Raw genomic sequence first — 18,038 nt, 5'->3', positions numbered from 1 at the left:
CGGCGTCATCATGCCTGAGAGGTTCGGCGCTCGGCCAGTGTTGCCAACCAACCCTCACCTCGCGGTGTCAGGGCAGTCAATTCGGCCTCGCGTCCTTCGTCGGCGACGAACAGCGTGATGCGCAGATCCGGCGTGGGCAGAAAGCCCTGACCACAGCTCGGCCACTCGATCAGCGCCAGGCTGTCGGCGGCGAGCAGATCGCGCCCCCCGATGAACTCGAGCTCTTCAGGGTCGGCGAGGCGGTAGAGATCGAAGTGGTTGATGTGCCACTCGCCACCCTCGGCCCGTGGCAGCACATAGGGTTCCACCAGCGTGTAGGTCGGACTCTTGACCGCGCCCTGGTGGCCATAGGCGCGCAGCACGCCGCGGGTCAGGGTCGTCTTGCCCGCCCCCAGCTCGCCCTCCAGGAATACCAGCCCGCGGCCGGCAAGGATATTTCCCAATTGAGTGCCGAAGGCAACCTGGGCGTTTTCATCAGACAGAAGTATGCGCATCTCGGGCCCGTGGATTGAGCAATAAATGCATATAGGATGCCAGATCACCTGCAAGCAGGCCACGTTCACCACGCTCCTGTACCGCCTGATCGGCGGCCAGGGCATGCACCAGCACCCCAAGCCGTGCCGCCTGCGCCATGGCACGCGTGACTCGCCGGGCCTGCGCCGCCTCATCCTGGGTGGAACGCAGCTGGCGTGCATCGAAACCGCCGTTGAGCGCCTGCGCCGCCAGACCCGCGATGATGCCACCCAGCACATCGCCCATGCCGCCACTGGCCATGCCCGGGTTACCGTAGGGGCAGAGCGCCACCGCCGGCCCCTCGAGCACCCCCTCAGGGCTCGCCACCAGACTGCCCGCGCCCTTGAGCACCACGCTGCCGCCGAAACGCTGCTGAAGCGTTCTTGCGGCTGCGATCCGGTCGTGTTCGATGTCCGCCACACTGCAATCGAGCAAACGTGCGGCCTCGCCGGGATGCGGCGTCAGCACCCAGTCGTCGCGGTGGATGATGTCGCCTTCGCTCGCGCGCCAGGCCAGCAGGCTCAGCCCATCGGCATCCACGACCAGTGGCTGACCCGCCGCCAGCACCCGCGACATGCCGCCCCAGCCCCACAGCATGCTCTCAAGACTCTCGGTACCCATGCCCGGTCCGACCAGCGTCACGCTGGCCTGAGCCAGCTGTGATTCCAGCACGGCGAAGCCATCGTGGCTGCTGCCCTCCGGGCCACTCTTGAGACCGCGCGCCATGACCTCGGGGCAGCGCGTCAGGCTGGCACTGATATGCGCGGGCGCCGTCAGCAGCGCAACCTTGCCGGCACCAGCCCGCGCCGCCGCCTCACTGGCCAGCAACACCGAGCCCCCCAGCCCCGGCCCGCCGCCGAAGACCAGCGCGCTGCCGGTATCGCCCTTGTGGGCCAGCGGCGAGCGCGGCACCAGCTCGGATTCCAGCCAGCGCGGTGTCAGGCGCTGCACGGCATCCTGGGCCAGCAATGCCGCGGTTCGCGACTGCGCGACCACCTCCGGCAACACGCGCGCCGCACCCAGGCGCGCCAGACTGACATGCCCGGCATGCAGCTCGGCGCGCCCGGTATGCAGGCCCGGCTTGTCGACCAGAAACGTCAGCGTCACATCCGCTTCCACGGCGACACCGGCGACCGCGCCCGTCGCGGCGTTCAAGCCTGAGGGCACATCCAGCGCCATGACATGCACGCCCAGCCGATGAGCGTGATTGATGCGCTCGATGGCTTCAACCACGCTGCCGCGCGGCGCATCGCGCAGACCGATGCCGGTCAGTGCATCCACCAGCAAGGGCCAACCCTTGAGCAGCGCATCCGCCGCACCCTCATCGGCCTTTGGCCATGCCAGCGTCTCGACGCCCGCCTCGCGCGCCGCGATCGCGGCCAGCTGCGCATCACCGGTCAAGGCATCCTCCGGCGTCAAGGCGATGACCCGCACCTCGAAGCCCGCCAGCAATGCCAGGCGCGCCAGCAGATAGCCATCGCCGCCATTGTTGCCGCCGCCACACAACACGCACATCCTGCGCGTCTCCGGCCAACGCTGACGCAGCAGGTCAAACGCCGATTGCGCGGCGCGTCCCATCAGGCGCTTCTCCACCGGCGCTTCGCTCTGGCCACTGTCAGCGGCGACGGTTTCCTCCGCGAGCATCCAATACTCCAGATCGCGCAGCGCCGCCAACGGCCACAGGCAGTTGACCGAACGCCACAGCGTCATGGTCTCCGAAGATGCCGGGGGGCAGGTCTGCTCAGAGGTCGATTCGTGCACTGCCATGCCTACACTCCTTGTCTGGGTATTCGTTGCCTGGCTGGATGTTCGTTGCCTGTCTGGACGCTCATTGCCTGTCTGGACGCTCGTTGCCTATCGTGAGGCACGGCGTTGCATGCCGCCTTCCTTTCTACCACCTTTACCTGCCGTGCACGCCCCGACAGGCAGCACGCTTGGGCTGACCGGCAAGTTGCGCTAAGGTGGCGCGCCTCTGCCCTCGATCTCGCTGGAAACCCCATGTCTGCTCCGCACTCCTCCACTGCTGCCGCATCACCTGATGACACCGGGAGCCCCGCCGCCGATGAACAGGCCATGGCGGAGCTGGCGACGCGCATCAAGACATGGGGGCGCGAGCTGGGTTTTCAGCAGATCGGCATCACCGATGTCGACCTCACGGCCCATGAGGCCTATCTGGAGCGCTGGCTGGCCAACGGCCATCACGGCGAGATGAACTTCATGGCCAAGCACGGCACCAAGCGCACTCGCCCTGAAGAGCTGGTGCCCGGGACACTGCGCGTCATCAGCGTGCGCCTCGATTACCTGCCGCCTGAGGTCGAGACCACTCAGGTGCTCAGCCAACCCGAGCGCGCCTATGTGTCACGCTACGCGCTGGGGCGTGATTACCACAAGCTGATGCGCAAGCGACTGGCCAACCTGGCCAAGCAGATCGAGAAGGAGGTCGGCAAGTTCGGCTATCGCGCCTTCGTCGACTCCGCCCCGGTGATGGAGCGTGCCCTGGCACAGAAAGCCGGCATCGGCTGGTTCGGCAAGAACGCCATGCTGATGAATCAGCAGGCCGGCTGCCTGTTCTTCCTGGGCGAACTCTACACCGACCTGCCCCTGCCGGTGGACACGCCCTTTGAAAAGGAACACTGCGGCAGCTGCAACGCCTGCAAGGTCGCCTGCCCGACGGATGCCATCGTCGAGGACAAGGTCGTCGATGCGCGGCGCTGCATCTCGTACCTGACCATCGAGCTCGATGGCGCCATCCCCGAGGAATTCCGCCGCCCGATGGGCAACCGCATCTACGGCTGCGATGACTGTCAGCTGTTCTGCCCCTTCACACGCTTCGCCAAGGCGACCCAGGAGACTGACTTCTCGCCGCGTCATGATCTGGATCGCATCGAGCTGATCCGTCTGTTCTGCTGGGGGGAGCAGGAATTCCTCAGCAAGACGGAAGGCAGCCCGATCCGACGCATCGGCTACGAGAAGTGGCTCTCCAACATCGCCATCGGGCTGGGCAATGCGCCCTGGTCGGAGCAGGTCGAGCATGTGCTGCGCGCCCGCCTGGCCTACCCCAGCGAGCCGCTGCGCGAGCATGTGCGCTGGGCGCTGAAGGAGCAGGCCATCAAGCGCGGCGCCCGCCTGGCCACCGCGCTTTAAGAGCCGTTGCCTCGTGGGCTATCGCTTTGAATTGAGGAACGATGCTTAGACGATGCCCTGCTGGGTCAGCTTGAGGAAGGTCTTGCGGTAATGCGCAAGCTCCGCCAGTGATTCGCGGATATCGTCCATCGCCTGGTGGGTCGCACGCTTCTTGAAGCCGTCGAGCGCGGCCGGATTCCAGCGCTTGGCCAGCTCTTTCAGGGTCGAGACATCGATGTTGCGATAGTGGAAGAATTCTTCCAGCAACGGCATCTCGTGCTGCAGGAAGCGACGGTCCTGATGCACGCTGTTTCCACACATCGGCGAAGCGCCTGCCGCCACGTGCCGGGCCAGGAACTCGAGGGTCTGGCGTTCGGCTTCGGCGGTATCTATCTGACTTTCCTTGACGCGCTTCACCAGCCCGGATTCACCATGGGTGCGCGTGTTCCACTCATCCATCGCCTCCAGCAAGCTGTCCGGCTGATGCACGGCCAGCACCGGGCCTTCGGCGATCAGATTGAGGTCGCCGTCGGTGACCAGCGTGGCCACCTCGATGATGCGCTCACGCGCCGGGTCGAGACCGGTCATTTCCAGGTCGATCCAGACGAGGCGGTCGGCCTGCGCGGTGGGATTTGCCATGGGTCACTCCTTGCTGAACAGATGATGGAATGGCGCGGGACGCCAGTCGATGACAGCAGTATCACACGCCATCCCGGGGCGTCGCACGACACCCGAGGGCGCAAAGGGTACAATCGCGCCGCAAAGGGGGGAAGACTCTCCCATCCCTGGCGAACGAACGGCGACCGGAGTCACCAGCCAAGCATGAGTAAACGCAAGCTAAGCCGCCAGCAGCAATGGCGAATCGAGAAGGTGCAGGCCGAGCGTACCAAGCGCGCCGAAAAGCGCGAGACGCAGGACCGCGACAAGCTCGACGCCGGCGAATATGGCCCGGAGCAGCATGGCCGTGTCATCGCCCACTACGGGCGCAGCCTGGAAGTCGAGAGCGAATCCGGCAGCCTGCACCGCTGCCACCTGCGCGCCAACCTCGAGACGCTGGTCACCGGTGACCGGGTCATCTGGCGCGAAGCCAGCGATGCCAGCGGCGTCGTCGTCGCGCGTGGCGCACGTACCACCGAGCTTGAACGCCCCGACATGCGCGGCGTGCTCAAGCCGGTGGCGGCCAACATCGACCAGATCCTGATCGTGTTCGCCGCCGAGCCCGCGCCGCAACCCAACCTGATCGACCGCTATCTGATCGCCGCGGAAGCCACCGGCATCACGCCGGTGCTGGTGCTCAACAAGGTCGATCTGCTGCCGGAAAGCGGCGGTGAACTGCGCGACCTGCTGGCACGCTATGAAGCACTCGGCTACGAAGTCGTTGCCTGTACCACCCGTGGCGAGTCGGGGCTTGATGCCCTCAAGGCCCAGCTCAGCGATCGCACCTCGGTCTTCGTCGGCCAGAGTGGCGTCGGCAAGTCGTCCCTGATCGGCATGCTGCTGCCCAGGGAAGAGGTTCGCGTCGGCCCGCTGTCGGCCGAATCACGCCAGGGCATGCACACCACCACCACCGCCTGGCTCTATCATATGCCGGATGGCGGTGACCTGATCGACTCGCCCGGCATCCGCGAATTCGGCCTGGTGCACCTGACTCCCGAGCAGGTCACCGACGGCTTCCGCGAGTTCCACGACTATCTCGGCTATTGCCGCTTCCGCGACTGCAAGCACGAGAAGGAGCCGGACTGCGCCCTGCTTAAGGCCGTGGACAATGGTGAGATCGGCCGCGTACGCTTCGAGAGCTACAAGAAGATTCTGCTCTCGCTGACCGAGAGCTGATCAGGCGCGATCCAGAAGCCGTCAAAAAAAGCCCCGCCAGGCAGTCACTGCCTGGCGGGGCTTTTTCATGCTCGACACTCTCGGGATGCATCACATCATCGAGACACATCACAGCCTCGAGACACATCACTGCCGCTTTCCAGGGCTAGCCTTCCAGCAACAGCAGCAGTGAGAGTGCGAACAGCACCCACATGGTCGGGCGGACCTCGCGCGCCTTGCCGACGCCGAGCTTGATGACCACGAAGCTCAGGAAGCCGAACACGATACCGTGGGTGATGGAGTAGGTCAGCGGGATCATCACCATGGCGATGAAGGCCGGAATCGCATCATCGAACTGGTGCCAATGGATCTTGCCGATCGGCTCCATCATGAACACGCCGACCAGGATCAGCGCCGGAGCAGTCGCGATGGACGGCACCAGCGACAGCAGCGGCGCCAGGAACAGGAACGGCAGGAAGCAGAGCGCCACCACCACCGCGACCAACCCGGTGCGTCCGCCCTGACTGATACCGGCCGCCGATTCGATGTAGGCATTCGCCGGACTGGTGCCCAGTGGCGCGGACACCAGCGCCGAGAAGGCATCGACCATCATCGAGCGTCGGATATTGCGCGGGTCACCATTCTCGTCCTTCAGGTTGCCTGCCTCGGCCACCGCCATGAAGGTCGAGAGCGCATCGAAGAACACCGTGAACAGGATGACGAAGATGAACGGCGCATAGGCCACCTTGAGCGAACCGAGCAGGTCCAGCGCCAGCAGGCCACTGAAATCAGGCGCGGCGAAGATACCGGTGAAGTTGACCAGTGTCGGCTGAGCGATCTCCGGCGGGAAGTAGGCACTGCCATCCCCCCACAGACGCCCGATGGTGGTCGCCATCAGGGTCGTGACGATGATGCCGATGATCAGTGCGCCATGAATGCGCTTCGCGACCAGAATGGCGGTCAGCGCCAGCCCCAACAGGAAGACCACCAACGAAGGCGTCATCGGCGCCACACTGACCACGGTGACCGAGTTGGAGACGATCAGCTTGGCATTCACCAGACCGATCAAGGTGATGAACAGGCCGATACCACAGGCGATGGCGTAGCGGAGCTGAGCGGGAATCGCATCGATCACCAGGCGGCGCACGTTGAACATGGCCAGTACTGCGAAGATGACGCCGGCCCAGAACACGCAGCCCAGCGCGACCTCCCAGCTCATGCCGCCGCCCAGCACCATGGTGTAGGCGAACAGGGCATTGATGCCCATGCCCGGCGCGACCAGGATCGGGTTGCGCGCGTACAGCCCCATCATCAGGCTGCCGAAGAAGCTGACCAGCACGGTCGCCGTGAGGGCCGCACTGAATGGCACGCCGGCGGCTGACAGGATGCCGGGATTGACCACGATGATGTACATCGACGCCATGAAGGTGGCGATGCCCGCCAGCACTTCCGTGCGCGTCGTGGTGCCTTCGGCACGCAGTGAGAATAGGCGCTCGAGCAAGATGATGACTCCCGTTCAGGATGAAGCGATTGAGTAGCAGCTCAGCGTCGACGGGTCGCCGACACGCCGCACCAAAATGACACACATTGAGCGCCAGCACCGCACCCGAAAAGTGCAGCAGCGCCACTGGCGACAGACAGTGTATTGCCTGAGGCCGCGAAGAGGATGCCTCGAGGGCCAATGTTGCATTCGCCACCGGGCGCTGGGCTGAAACAAGATCTACTGGATCTACTGGTCTATCTCACCAGCTGACCAGAAACCCGTCCTTGAAACTGTCCGGAATCCGGAAGGCTGTCCAGGAGGTCAGGTCGTGGCGCACACTGGGCTTTCACACGTTCGCCCCAGAATGTGACGCGCGGCATTATACTGAAAACATGTCGTTTCAGGGGACAAGATGGCAAGGAATCTGGCGCGACGACACTTCGACTCACCGCAGTCACTTGATTGCATCTCTTGATCACAGTGACTTGACCACAGTGCCAGCCGACGTGCCATGATGCCGGGAGGATCACTCTCTTCGTAGAAGCAAGGATTACGCCATGTCTCACGATTCTTCACACCCTTCCCCCTCGGAAGCCGACCTGCTGCCCTTGATCGTCGAACCGCAGCAACTCGCGGAGATGCTCGACCATCCTGATATCGTGATCGTCGACGTGCCGCTGAAAGCCGAGAGCCATGCGCGTCACGTGCCCGGCGCTCGTCTGCTCGACTTCAAGCAGCTGGTCGGCAGCAATGACGATGACATTCCCGGCGTACCGAGCCCCGAGGCGCTGTCTGAGGTGATGTCAGCCCTTGGCATCACCCGTGACAGCCATGTGGTGGCCTATGACGATGAAGGCGGCGGCTGGGCCGGACGCCTGCTATGGACCCTCGCATTGCTCGGCCATACCCGTTACAGCTACCTCAATGGTGGCCTGCACGCATGGCAAGGCGATGGCCTTCCGCTGAGTGACGCCACCAGCGACTGGAGTCCCAGCGAGTATCACGCCGCCTACATGGACACCAGCGTGATGGCGACGCGGGAGGACATTCTCGACCGGCTGGCGGCCGAGGACCCGCAGGAAAGCGTCGTGATCTGGGATGCACGCTCGGCGGAGGAATATCGCGGCGAGAAGGGCCAGAACGCCCGCCTCGGCCATATTCCGGGCGCCGTGCATTTCGAGTGGACCGAGGCCATGGACCGTGAACGCAACCTGCGCATCCGCGACTATGCGGAGCTGGTGACCGAACTGGGCGCTCGCGGCCTCAACCCCGAACAGCACATCGTGACGCACTGCCAGAGCCATCACCGCTCCGGCCTGACCTGGCTGGTGGGTCAAGCGCTTGGCTTCAGCGATGTGCGCGCCTATCCGGGCTCCTGGAAGGAATGGGGCAACCGTGACGACACGCCCATCGAACGCTGAGGGCGCTTGATCGTAGACTGGAATGCCCCTTTCGAACGCCAGCACGCCAAGCCAAGCCATGCCGGAATGACACGCATGGCCTGCCTGGCAACTGTCACCAGGCCCACGACTGCGGCAATTCGCAGGCTTGAGCCGTTATTGGCGATGGGCTAAGGTGCAGCCCAACTGCTGGCCGCCGCTGTTGCCGGCCAACGCCCGCCCTCTCGAGGAGCGGGCTTTTCATTCCTGAAGTGCCTGCAAGGATCGCCATCGTGGATCGCGCCAAGCTGTTTTCCCTGAGCCAGTACCCACTGCCCCAGCACCTGATCTCACGCCTCATCGGCCGTGTCGCCGCCTGCACCAACCCGTGGGTCAAGAACACCTTCATCGAGCGTTTCATCAAGGCCTACGGCGTCAACATGAACGAGGCGCTCGAGGAGAATCCACGTGCCTATGCCTGCTTCAATGACTTCTTTACCCGCGCCCTGAAGGCGGACGCCCGCCCCATCGGTGAAGGCCTGGTATCACCGGCCGATGGCGTACTGTCCCAGTTCGGCAATATCGAACATGGCACCCTGGTACAGGCCAAGGGTCAGGCATTCTCGCTGACCCAGCTGCTGGGCGGCAGTGAAGAGCGCGCCGCACCCTTCCGCAACGGCCGCTTCGCCACCGTCTACCTGTCACCGAAGGACTACCATCGCGTCCATATGCCGGTGGCCGGTCGCCTGATCGAGATGGCCTACGTTCCGGGACGCCTGTTCTCGGTCAACGAAGCCACTGCCAAGCACGTACCGGGCCTCTTCGCGCGCAACGAACGCCTGGTCTGCATCTTCGAGACCGAGCATGGCCCGATGGCCATGGTGCTGGTGGGCGCGATGATCGTCGCAGCGATCAAGACCGTCTGGAGTGGTCAGGTCACGCCGCTTTCCGGTGATGTCGAGACGACCCGTTTCGATCAACTCATCGAGCTGGCGCATGGCGCCGAGATGGGCCGCTTCCAGCTCGGCTCCACCGTGGTGATGTGTTTCCCGGACAGCGTCGAGTTCGATGACGCCCTGACGCCGGGCCAGAAGGTCAGCATGGGTCAGTCACTCGGCATGCGCCCGCCTGCGACAGCACCGGCCCCGAGCGAGTCAGAAGCGCATGCGGCAGAGACAGCGCAGGACACGCCGACCGCAGACGAGAAATAACGCCAGGCCTGGCGCAGCGCGAGCACAACGTGTGCGCATAAAACTCGCACATGAAAATCGAGCATAAAAAAAGGGAAGCCCCTGGCTTCCCTTTTTAACGACAGGAGCCTGACTGCGCTCCTCGTCTTCTTGCCTTGTCCGCGATGAACGCTGCCATCGGGGTGATCACTACCTTCAGTGCCCAAACAGATCAGAGTCCTCCATGACAGGCGTCACGCTCTCACGACGCGACTGCCGGATGATGCCTCGAAGGCTCCGAGGGTTCGAGCCATCATCTGTCGCCTTCTTTCACCATGCCCGATAAAAGAAGACCCGCTGCGACCATTGCCCTGGTCCTGCCATCACCTTGCCTGCGGCTTCGCCGGCAAGCGCCAACCCTCCACGCTGACCTCTCCAGTCTAGTCAATGCACGCTCGGCAAGCGTGTCGGCAATAAACGCTGGGATTCACGCAAATCACATCAAAAGCTGCCTTTAAAGCCTACTCTCAAGCACGTGATGCCGGGAAAGCGATGACCGCCGAGATATCGCGCTCCCCCAGCGCCAGCATGATCAAACGATCCAGCCCCAGCGCCACCCCGCTCCCCGCGGGCATGCCCGCCTGCAGGGCCGCCACCAGGCGCTGGTCGGCCGCTACCTCAGGCAGGCCCCGGGCGACTCGCGCGGCATTGTCTTCGGCAAAGCGCGCCGCCTGCTCACTGGCATCGGTCAGCTCGTCATAGCCGTTGGCCAGCTCGATGCCCGCCACGTAGGCCTCGAAGCGCGATGCCACCCAATCCCCCTCACTGTCCTGGTGCTTGCGCGCCAAGGCAGCCTGCGCAGCTGGGTACTCGGTGACCAGCTCCACGGTGGCTTGTCCCTGCGCTTCTGCGCCCTGTGCTTCTGCGCCCTGCGCCCCAGAGCCCAGGCTCGGCTCGATCACCAGGCTCATCAGCGCATCCAGGCAGGTCTCATGCGACCAGCTATCAGCCGCGACCTCACATTCGCGTGCGCAGGCGGCTCGCAGTTCCTCGAGCGTGGCCGTGAAGGGGTCCAGCGACAGCACACGGCGAAACAGCGCACGGTAAGGCGTGATGGCAGGCCTGGCCTCTGCATCTTGAGACTCACTGAGCAGCGACGGCTGGCCGGTCAGCTGTGCCCCGAGCGCCATCACGCGCCGGATCAGCTCGCAGGTCTCCATCATCATCGCCTCAAGGTTCATGCCGGGGCGGTACCACTCCAGCATGCAGAACTCGGGATTATGGCGACGGCTGACCTCGCCATCGCGGAAGGCACGCGCGATCTGGAAGATCGGCCCGCTACCGGCCGCCAGCAGACGCTTCATGTGAAATTCCGGCGATGTCTGCAGCCACAGCGGCACACGCTCACCCGGCAACTGCGCGGTCAAGGACAATGACGCGAGACCGACATCCGTCGAACCGGCCCGCCCCAGCACCGGGGTCTCCACCTCCAGCACCTCACGCTCGGCGAAGAAGGCCCGCACCTCACTGATCAGACGCGCGCGCTGGACGAGTCGCTCGCGCGTGGCAGTGGGTGCCCAGTCCTCTACCAGGGCAGCGCCTGGCGCGGCAGCGGCTGAAAGAGGTGAAGCAGCGGCGGAAGAATCGGCATCAGACATGGGAAGCTCGAGGAAGGGACCAGCAGAAGACGTTGGCCAACCGAGAGGGCTGATCGACACGATCACCCTCCACGTATGACCAGCACGAAAGAGAAGCACAAATGAGCAGCACAAACGATGATGCCCCGCACGAGGCGAGGCATCAGGGTGTTCACGACGTGAGCGAAAGGGCTCAGGCGCGAGACACGTACTCGGCGCTGCGGGTATCAACCTTGAGGACTTCGCCCTGGTTGATGAACAGCGGCACACGCACCACGGCACCGGAAGACAGGGTCGCCGGCTTGGAGCCACCGTTGGCGGTGTCGCCCTTGAGGCCCGGGTCCGTCTCGACGACTTCCAGTTCGATGAAGTTCGGCGGCGTCACGGCAATCGCGTTGTCGTTCCACAGCGTGATGGTGTAGACGACCTGCTCCTTCAACCACTTGACGTTGTCGCCCAGCGCCTTGCCATCGACAGCGTACTGCTCGAAGGAGCCATCGGTACGCATGAAGTGCCACATCTCACCGTCGGTGTAGAGGTATTCCATGTCGACTTCCATGACATCGGCGGCTTCGATGCTCTCGCCGGACTTGAAAGTACGCTCCCATACACGACCGGTCTTCAGGTTGCGCAGCTTGACGCGGTTGAAGGCCTGACCCTTGCCCGGCTTGACCAGTTCGTTATCGACGATGGCACAGGGATCATTGTCCAGCATCACTTTCAGACCGGACTTGAATTCGTTGGTAGAATAGTTGGCCATCTTGCTCGCTCTCGACTCGTTAACGGGTCTTGCCCGCCATGAATTCCAGATTGCAGTCAATTGGCTGCAATCATGACTAGAAGTGATGCGCATGATAACCCGAACCCCTGCATCCTTGCATACCATCCCGCACAACAGCCACGAAAGTCGTGCCTCAGAGGCCTTCTCGACTGCCGCTGAAACCCCGTCTGCCCCGAATGACTGGCGTGCACAGCTACGCGACGTGATCCGCTCTCCACAGGCTCTGCTGGAGCGTCTGGGGCTGGAGCGCGAGTGGCTGCCGGGCGCCCGCGACGGGCATGAGCTGTTCGCGATCCGCGTGCCCGAGGCCTATGCCAGCCGCATCCGCGCCAATGACCCCGACGACCCGCTATTGCGCCAGGTGCTGCCGTTGGACGCCGAGACCGACGTGCTCGACGGCTACGTCACCGACCCGCTGGAAGAGGCCGAACATACACCACTGCCGGGGCTGATCCACAAGTACACCAACCGGGTACTACTGATGGCCAGCGGTGGCTGCGCGATCAACTGCCGCTACTGCTTCCGCCGTCACTTCCCCTATGATGACCATCAGCCCAGCCGCGCGCAGTGGCAGGATATCCTCGACTACCTGCGCGCCGACGAGCGCATCCACGAGGTGATCCTGTCCGGTGGCGACCCGCTGGTCTCCCCCGACAAGCGCCTGGCATGGCTAGTGGAGTCACTGGACGAGATCCCGCATCTCAAGCGCCTGCGCATCCACACGCGCCTGCCGGTGGTGATTCCGGACCGCGTCAATGACGAGCTGCTCGGCTGGCTGGGCACCACACGCCTGCAGAAGGTGCTGGTCATTCACACCAACCATGCCAACGAGCTGGACGATGCCGTCGCTGCCGCCATGACTCGCCTCAAGAGCGCCGGCGTCACCCTGCTCAACCAGGGCGTCATCCTGCGCGGCGTCAATGACAGCGTGGAAGTGCAGACGGCCCTTGCCGAGCGTCTCTTCGAGTGCGGCGTACTGCCCTACTACCTGCATGCCTTCGACCCGGTGCAGGGCGCCGCCCACTTCGCGGTCAGCGATGACGAGGCCTGCAACCTGATGGAAGCGCTGCTTGAGCATCTACCCGGCTTCCTGATGCCGCGCCTGGTACGTGAAGTGCCAGGACGACGCTCCAAGACACCTCTGTCCAAGCCCCCTGTGTCCAAGCCCTCTGTGTCCAAGACCACAGTGTCCAGGACACCTCCGGGAGTCGACGCCACCACTCACCCTTCGGCGTCTTCCCCTGCGGACGACGAGCGCGAGCCATCTTCGCTCAACCTGACGGGTATCATCGCCAGTGCGTGATTGGCGCACTGGCAGCGTGAGGCAACAACAGGCGGCGTGCCGCACAAAATTTGCTACTATCGCTGGCCAATTTCATCATCGGCACACGCCCCGAGAGGCGTGGCCGCGCTCAAGGAGCCCATCACATGCCTCATCTCGTCATTGATTATGCCGACAGTCTGGCCCCCAGCCTCGACATGGACGCGATCATGGATGACCTGCATGCCGCTGCCATGCAAAGCGGCCTGTTCAAGGAAACCGACATCAAGGTGCGCGCGGAAAGCTGGCGTCACTGGCGTCTGGCCGGCAATCAGGCACCGCTGGCGCACAAGCACGGCTTCGTCAATCTGCACTGCCATCAGCTGGAAGGCCGCAGCGATGACGACAAGTCACGTCTGGCGGATATCCTGATGGAGGCCCTCAAGCCTCACTGCGAGGCAGCCCGCGAAGTCAGCGTGGAGATCGTCGAGATCACCCGCGCGACCTATCGCAAGCACAAGGCCTGAGCGCACGGATTCCTCACTGCCCCTGAGGCCATATACGAAAACGCCCCGTGGCCGAAAGCCACGGGGCGTTTTTCCTTCTCGCGATCAGCGATTCAAGCCAGTGGGCGAACTCAGGTGCCCGTCATGGCCATCGGGACGTGAAGCAGGTCATTGAGACGATGGGCGTGCTCGGCGGCCTCACGGCCCACCGACGTCAGATAGCCGCCATCCGGCAGCGTGGTCAACCCCTTGGCATGCAGACGCTCGGCGGCGGCCACCATGTCAGGGCTGGCATCGTGGCGAATCTTCAAGCCCTTGAGAGCGGCATCGTGCGGAAACAGGCACAGCAGGTGCAGTTCATCGTCATAGGGTGACGGCATGGGCAAACTCCTGACGGCGTGGCGAGTGGCATTTCAGTATGGCGTCAACTGACGAGCGACGAGTCGTCGGCGCTTCCCCTCCAGTCTAGCCCTCACACCTGAAAGCGCATTGCTGCTTTGGGACTATTCTGCGATCTGATGACCAGACGACACCGCCCCCATCGCGGCGGCGATGGAGGCGGTATCACTCACACACTGGCTTGTGACTCAGCCCGGGCGTTCAGCGGCTGAATCACGGATCAGTGCTCGAGATCCTGCTGACGATAGCCCATCAGGTAGAGCACGGCATCCAGGCCCAGAGTCGAGATCGACTGACGCGCCTGTTCACGCACCAGCGGCTTGGCACGGAAGGCGATGCCCAGCCCCGCCTCGGCCAGCATCTTGAGGTCATTGGCACCGTCACCGACGGCGATGGTCTGCTCCATGCGCAGGCCATGACGCTCGGCGATCTCGCGCAGCAGCAATGCCTTGCGCTCGGCATCGACGATCGGTTCACGCACTTCACCGGTGACCTTGCCATTGACGATCACCAGCTCATTGGCGTGGATCTCATCGAAGCCCAGCAGCTGCTGAAGATGACGCGCGAAGTAGGTGAAGCCGCCGGACAGGATCGCGGTGCGATAGCCCAGCGCCTTGAGGTTGGCCATCAGGCGCTCGACCCCATCCATCAGCGGCAGATTGGCAGCGATATCGGCCAGCACCGACTCATCCAGGCCTTCCAGCTTGCTCATGCGTTCGCGGAAGCTTTGCTTGAAGTCCAGCTCGCCCCGCATGGCCCGCTCGGTGACTTCCGAGACTTCCTCGCCGACACCGTGACGACGCGCCAGCTCGTCGATCACCTCGGTCTGGATCAGCGTCGAATCCATGTCGAAGCAGATCAGGCGACGATGACGACGCCAGATATCATCTTCCTGGATCGCGATATCGACACCGTGCAGCGCGCCCAGCGCCAGCGCCTTCTCGCGCAGGGCGTCGATGTCGGTGTCACTCTCCGGCAGGCGCAGCCAGCACTCGACACAGGCGCCTTCGGCCGGTGACTCGCCATCCAGCGGCTCACGCCCCGACAGACGATGCATCAGCTCGACGGTGATCCCGAATTCGGCTGTCAGGCCACCGACCTCGGCCAGAATGCCGGCCGGCAGGCACGGCGCCAGCAGCGTCAGAATCCAGCGCGGGCGCTCCGCCTGATGGCTCCAGCGCGCATATTCCTCAGCACCGACCTGCACGGCCTGCACATCCAGCCCCAGCTGTTCACCGGCGGCGGCCAGCGCGGCCTCCAGATCGGACTCCGCACCGAGAGCCACCAGCGCTTCCAGCGACACCAGCCCGAAGGTCACGCTCTGATTGATGTCCAGCAGTCGTGCGCCGCTGCGCGCCAGCGCCTGACCAAGCCCCGCCAGCTGTCCTGGACGAGCCGTACCGGTGGCACGGATCAAGATACGTTGTGTCATTGGAAAATCATTCCTGAGCAATGAATCATCAAGGTGTCGCCCACGGGGCATGTCGGCGTCAATGCCGACGCACCTCTGCTAATAAGCCAGGCCATCCGGCCCGGATTCAACTATCGACGGCCAGACGGTCGACCTTCTGGAAGCCCTTGGGCAGCTTGCTGCCGCGGCGGCCACGCTCGCCACGATAATAATCGAGATCCGCCCCCTTGAGCAGGGTCTTGCGCTTGCCGGCATGCACCACCAGGGTCGTGCCGGCGGGCAAGACCACCAGCGAGCGCACGAACTCCTCGCGGTTGGCGGCGCGTTCGCCCGGGATCGACAGCATCTTGTTGCCCTTGCCCTTGGACATCTCAGGCAGCTCGGAGAGCGGGAAGACAAGCAGGCGCCCTTCATTGGACACCACCGCCACTTCCAGCGCAGCCCCATCGCCCTGCGCTGACTCAGGCACTTCGGGAATCGCCACCGGCGGCAGCACCGCACAGCCGCGCGGTAGAGTCAGTGCCGCCTTGCCGGACTTGTTCTTGCCGGTCAGCTGCTCAAGCGTGGTCACGAAGCCATAGCCGCCATCGGAGGCCAGCAGATAGCGTGCGGAAGGCGCATCGAGCAGCAGCCCGACCATCGCCGCCCCCGCCGCCGGATTCATGCGCCCGGTGATCGGCTCGCCCTGTCCGCGTGCACTGGGCAGATTGTGCGCGGCTAGGGTGTAGGCACGTCCGGTGTCATCCAGCAGCACCAGAGGCTGATTGGTCTTGCCGCGCGCCGCCAGATGGAAGCGGTCGCCGGCCTTGTAGGACAGACCCTCGGGGTCGATATCATGCCCCTTGGCGGCACGGATCCAGCCCTTCTCGGACAGCGCGACGGTGATCGGGTCGGCGCCCATCAGCTCGACTTCAGACAGCGCCTTGGCTTCGCCACGCTCGACCAGCGGTGAGCGACGTGCATCGCCGAAGTCGGCGGCGGCCTGCTCAAGCTCACTGTCGATCAGGTCCATCAGTGCCTCGTCATTGCCCAGCAGATGCTTGAGGTGCTTGCGCTCACGCTTGAGCTCGTCCTGCTCGCCACGCAGCTTCATCTCTTCAAGACGTGCCAGGTGACGCAGACGCAGCTCGAGGATCGCCTCGGCCTGACGCTCGGAGAGCTGGAAGGTCTCGATCAGGCTGGCCTTGGGGTCCTCTTCCTCGCGGATGATGCGAATGACCTCGTCGAGATTCAGGTAAGCCGTCAGCAGACCCTCGAGGATATGCAGACGATCCTCGACCTTGGCCAGACGATGCTCGAGGCGGCGACGCACGGTAGCGCGACGATAGCGCAGCCACTCGGCCAGCATCTCGTGCAGCGCCATCACCCGTGGACGCCCCTTGAGGTCGATGACGTTCATGTTGACGCGCGCGTTCTTCTCGAGGTCCGTGGTGGCGAACAGGTGCGCCATCAGGCCTTCGATATCGACACGATTGGAGCGCGGCTGAATCAGCAGGCGCGTCGGGTTCTCGTGGTCGGACTCATCACGCAGATCCGCGACCATCGGCAGCTTCTTGGCCTGCATCTGGGCGGCGATCTGCTCGATCACCTTGGCGCCGGAGACCTGATACGGCAGCGCCGTGATCACGATATCGCCCTCTTCCAGCACGTAGCGGGCGCGCATCTTCACGCTGCCACGACCGGTGCGGTAGAGCTTGGCGAGGTCGGTGCGCGGCGTGATGATCTCTGCCTCGGTGGGGAAGTCCGGTGCCGGCAGGTGCTCCATCAGCTGATCGCTGTCAGAGTCCGGATGGCGCAGCAGATGGCGGGTGGCGGCCACGACTTCATGCACATTGTGCGGCGGGATGTCGGTCGCCATGCCCACCGCGATGCCGGTAGTACCGTTGAGCAGCACATTGGGCAGACGCGCCGGCAGCACCTTGGGCTCGCTCATGGTGCCATCGAAGTTGGGCACCCAGTCGACGGTGCCCTGGGAAAGCTCGGACAGCAGCACCTCGGAGTACTTCGACAGCCGCGATTCGGTGTAACGCATCGCCGCGAAGGACTTGGGGTCATCCTGACTACCCCAGTTGCCCTGGCCATCCACCAGCGGATAGCGATAGCTGAACGGCTGCGCCATCAGCACCATCGCCTCGTAACAGGCGCTGTCACCATGGGGGTGGAACTTGCCCAGCACGTCGCCGACGGTACGCGCCGACTTCTTGTACTTGGCGTTGGCCGTCAGGGACAGTTCGCGCATGGCGTAGACGATGCGGCGCTGCACCGGCTTCATGCCATCGCCGACATGCGGCAGGGCGCGGTCGAGAATCACGTACATCGAGTAGTCGAGGTACGCCTTTTCGGTGTAGTCGCGCAGGGCCAGACGTTCGACGTCACCCTCCGCGACCATGATATCCATGCTCATGGGCGCTTGACCTTGATTACGAGCGTAAAACCGGGGAGCGTCTGACTGTGGCGCTCCCGAAAGAATGCTGTCGCGCAGCTTGTCTGGCTTTCGAAGTTAAGCTGCCCTCGCAGCCCGGTTGGCTTTCGAAGTCCAACTGGCCGTGAAAGCTCAACCGATG

15 protein-coding genes are annotated in these 18,038 nt (G+C 63.9%); 6 read left to right on the top strand and 9 right to left on the bottom strand.

Translation table 11 applies throughout. The features are described from left to right. Nucleotides 1-8: 8 nt before the first annotated feature. Nucleotides 9-494: a tRNA (adenosine(37)-N6)-threonylcarbamoyltransferase complex ATPase subunit type 1 TsaE gene (tsaE, locus tag MKZ40_RS06580; protein WP_043335197.1), complete on the bottom strand. Its 486-nt coding sequence runs from the start codon at nt 492-494 to the stop codon at nt 9-11. Next, nucleotides 475-2,280, bottom strand: a complete 1,806-nt coding sequence (locus tag MKZ40_RS06575; RefSeq protein ID WP_175089745.1) for an NAD(P)H-hydrate dehydratase — start codon at nt 2,278-2,280, stop codon at nt 475-477. Before MKZ40_RS06575 ends, tsaE begins: the two co-directional genes overlap by 20 nt. 306 nt (nt 2,281-2,586) lie before the next feature. Here MKZ40_RS06575 and queG point away from each other — a divergent pair, with 306 nt between their 5' ends. Next, nucleotides 2,587-3,657, top strand: coding sequence for a tRNA epoxyqueuosine(34) reductase QueG (queG, locus tag MKZ40_RS06570; protein ID WP_254627104.1), 1,071 nt, complete (start codon nt 2,587-2,589; stop codon nt 3,655-3,657). 45 nt (nt 3,658-3,702) lie between these two features. Here queG and orn read toward each other — a convergent pair whose 3' ends face one another. Next, complete coding sequence (orn, locus tag MKZ40_RS06565) at nt 3,703-4,275, bottom strand: oligoribonuclease (RefSeq protein ID WP_175089743.1); 573 nt, start codon at nt 4,273-4,275, stop codon at nt 3,703-3,705. Nucleotides 4,276-4,458: 183 nt separating this feature from the next. On the opposite strand from orn, the gene rsgA reads away from it, so the two are divergent. Then, nucleotides 4,459-5,469, top strand: coding sequence for a small ribosomal subunit biogenesis GTPase RsgA (gene rsgA / locus MKZ40_RS06560; RefSeq protein WP_175089742.1), 1,011 nt, complete (start codon nt 4,459-4,461; stop codon nt 5,467-5,469). Between the two features lie 145 nt (nt 5,470-5,614). Here the strand turns inward: rsgA and MKZ40_RS06555 are convergent, their stop codons facing one another. Beyond that, on the bottom strand, nt 5,615-6,949 hold the full coding sequence (locus tag MKZ40_RS06555) for an NCS2 family permease (RefSeq protein ID WP_175089741.1): 1,335 nt from the start codon (nt 6,947-6,949) through the stop codon (nt 5,615-5,617). Nucleotides 6,950-7,488: 539 nt separating this feature from the next. Between MKZ40_RS06555 and MKZ40_RS06550 the strand changes: the two genes are divergently transcribed. After that, complete coding sequence (locus tag MKZ40_RS06550; RefSeq protein WP_175089740.1) at nt 7,489-8,352, top strand: rhodanese-like domain-containing protein; 864 nt, start codon at nt 7,489-7,491, stop codon at nt 8,350-8,352. A 251-nt stretch (nt 8,353-8,603) separates the two neighbouring features. Further along, nucleotides 8,604-9,521 carry an archaetidylserine decarboxylase gene (gene asd, locus MKZ40_RS06545; RefSeq protein ID WP_175089739.1) on the top strand — a complete coding sequence of 306 codons (918 nt, stop codon included), beginning with the start codon at nt 8,604-8,606 and terminating at the stop codon, nt 9,519-9,521. Between the two features lie 485 nt (nt 9,522-10,006). Here the strand turns inward: asd and epmA are convergent, their stop codons facing one another. Both epmA and efp read right to left on the bottom strand, forming a co-directional pair. After that, the gene (gene epmA, locus MKZ40_RS06540; protein WP_175089881.1) at nt 10,007-11,071 is read right to left on the bottom strand and encodes an EF-P lysine aminoacylase EpmA; all 1,065 of its coding nucleotides are present in this window, start codon (nt 11,069-11,071) and stop codon (nt 10,007-10,009) included. Between the two features lie 238 nt (nt 11,072-11,309). Then, nucleotides 11,310-11,876 carry an elongation factor P gene (efp, locus tag MKZ40_RS06535; RefSeq protein ID WP_175089738.1) on the bottom strand — a complete coding sequence of 189 codons (567 nt, stop codon included), beginning with the start codon at nt 11,874-11,876 and terminating at the stop codon, nt 11,310-11,312. Nucleotides 11,877-11,967: 91 nt separating this feature from the next. Between efp and epmB the strand changes: the two genes are divergently transcribed. After that, nucleotides 11,968-13,200, top strand: coding sequence for an EF-P beta-lysylation protein EpmB (gene epmB / locus MKZ40_RS06530; RefSeq protein WP_175089737.1), 1,233 nt, complete (start codon nt 11,968-11,970; stop codon nt 13,198-13,200). A gap of 125 nt (nt 13,201-13,325) precedes the next feature. Beyond that, nucleotides 13,326-13,685 (top strand): 5-carboxymethyl-2-hydroxymuconate Delta-isomerase, encoded by a 360-nt coding sequence (locus tag MKZ40_RS06525; protein ID WP_043335180.1) that lies wholly within the window; start codon nt 13,326-13,328, stop codon nt 13,683-13,685. 110 nt (nt 13,686-13,795) lie between these two features. Here MKZ40_RS06525 and MKZ40_RS06520 read toward each other — a convergent pair whose 3' ends face one another. The 3 genes from MKZ40_RS06520 to parC form a co-directional block, all read right to left on the bottom strand. Beyond that, nucleotides 13,796-14,044, bottom strand: a complete 249-nt coding sequence (locus MKZ40_RS06520) for a TIGR02647 family protein (RefSeq protein WP_043335179.1) — start codon at nt 14,042-14,044, stop codon at nt 13,796-13,798. A 239-nt stretch (nt 14,045-14,283) separates the two neighbouring features. Beyond that, entirely contained in the window at nt 14,284-15,495 is a 1,212-nt protein-coding gene (gene serB / locus MKZ40_RS06515) for a phosphoserine phosphatase SerB (protein WP_175089736.1), read from the bottom strand. Nucleotides 15,496-15,601: 106 nt separating this feature from the next. After that, nucleotides 15,602-17,878 (bottom strand): DNA topoisomerase IV subunit A, encoded by a 2,277-nt coding sequence (gene parC / locus MKZ40_RS06510; protein WP_175089735.1) that lies wholly within the window; start codon nt 17,876-17,878, stop codon nt 15,602-15,604. Between the last annotated feature and the right edge of the window lie 160 nt (nt 17,879-18,038).

Origin of the sequence: Cobetia sp. BMC6, assembly GCF_029991385.1 — a bacterium.
Taxonomy (GTDB): domain Bacteria; phylum Pseudomonadota; class Gammaproteobacteria; order Pseudomonadales; family Halomonadaceae; genus Cobetia.
The sequence above is the reverse complement of the archived record's forward strand: the minus strand, read 5'-3'. Positions and strand labels throughout refer to the sequence as shown.

Bases quoted from the DNA above. Each gene is read 5' to 3' on its own strand.
- MKZ40_RS06575 (WP_175089745.1), bottom strand. From the start codon at position 2,280: ATGGCAGTGCACGAATCGACCTCTGAGCAGACCTGCCCCCCGGCATCT.
- serB (WP_175089736.1), bottom strand. From the start codon at position 15,495: ATGACACAACGTATCTTGATCCGTGCCACCGGTACGGCTCGTCCAGGA.
- orn (WP_175089743.1), bottom strand. From the start codon at position 4,275: ATGGCAAATCCCACCGCGCAGGCCGACCGCCTCGTCTGGATCGACCTG.
- MKZ40_RS06520 (WP_043335179.1), bottom strand. From the start codon at position 14,044: ATGCCGTCACCCTATGACGATGAACTGCACCTGCTGTGCCTGTTTCCG.
- tsaE (WP_043335197.1), bottom strand. From the start codon at position 494: ATGCGCATACTTCTGTCTGATGAAAACGCCCAGGTTGCCTTCGGCACT.
- efp (WP_175089738.1), bottom strand. From the start codon at position 11,876: ATGGCCAACTATTCTACCAACGAATTCAAGTCCGGTCTGAAAGTGATG.
- queG (WP_254627104.1), top strand. From the start codon at position 2,587: ATGGCGGAGCTGGCGACGCGCATCAAGACATGGGGGCGCGAGCTGGGT.
- MKZ40_RS06525 (WP_043335180.1), top strand. From the start codon at position 13,326: ATGCCTCATCTCGTCATTGATTATGCCGACAGTCTGGCCCCCAGCCTC.
- rsgA (WP_175089742.1), top strand. From the start codon at position 4,459: ATGAGTAAACGCAAGCTAAGCCGCCAGCAGCAATGGCGAATCGAGAAG.
- epmB (WP_175089737.1), top strand. From the start codon at position 11,968: ATGATAACCCGAACCCCTGCATCCTTGCATACCATCCCGCACAACAGC.
- MKZ40_RS06550 (WP_175089740.1), top strand. From the start codon at position 7,489: ATGTCTCACGATTCTTCACACCCTTCCCCCTCGGAAGCCGACCTGCTG.
- parC (WP_175089735.1), bottom strand. From the start codon at position 17,878: ATGAGCATGGATATCATGGTCGCGGAGGGTGACGTCGAACGTCTGGCC.